Source organism: Rhizobium sophoriradicis, assembly GCF_003939025.1.
Lineage (GTDB): Bacteria > Pseudomonadota > Alphaproteobacteria > Rhizobiales > Rhizobiaceae > Rhizobium > Rhizobium sophoriradicis.
Map to the genome: position 1 here is coordinate 1 of NZ_RQIH01000068.1, position 692 is coordinate 692.

Genomic DNA, 692 nt, shown 5'->3' on the forward strand with positions numbered 1-692 from the left:
ATGCCGACCCCGTATCCTGCAACTATCAAACTATGCCTGCGGGCGGGTGCCGCGGTGGACCGACTTGTTCATCACGCAACGATCTTCGAAATGAACGTCGAAAGCTATCGACGACGTTCCGCCATGGAGGCCAAACGCCAGCGCGGCAGGCCAGCCTCATTCGCGACAATCAAAGGCACCGCACAGTTTGTCGCGGAGCGGCAATCAGACCACGATGAAGCTCTTGCCAGCGACAATCAACATGATAACTTCATCCCGACCGCGACATAAGAATCTCATCCAGATTGTCGCGCGCGTCTCATCCTGATCGCCGCGCCATAGGTCGCATAACTATCAAGCGCGCAACGGGTTCTGTCAGCAGCTACACCGCATATGGTTCCGTTGCCTGAGGCGGCGAAATCAGAAAGGCCGGCGGAAAGATTAGTTGGAATCGGAAATTCTGACGGCACCCTTCGCGCTGCATGTTCCACACATCACCCGAAACTGCTTAAATGAAGGCCAATTTTAGCGGGCTCCGCATGGCAAGCGGCAAGCGGCAAGCCTCTCAAGCCATGTGCCGGCCTGATGGTCGAGTGCAGACGATTGTCGGCAAGCCGTCGCATATAGCGTTCGGCCATGCCTTGAGGGCATGATTGGATCTGGCTTTAGCATGCTGGGCGGCGGCCGGCAGGCATTAGGATCGAGGTTCCAAA

1 pseudogene is annotated in these 692 nt (G+C 56.8%); it reads left to right on the forward strand.

What is annotated here, in order from left to right:
- A pseudogene (locus tag EFR00_RS32835) lies at positions 1–270 on the forward strand (hypothetical protein); the annotation flags it as partial.
- Positions 271–692 lie beyond the last annotated feature (422 nt).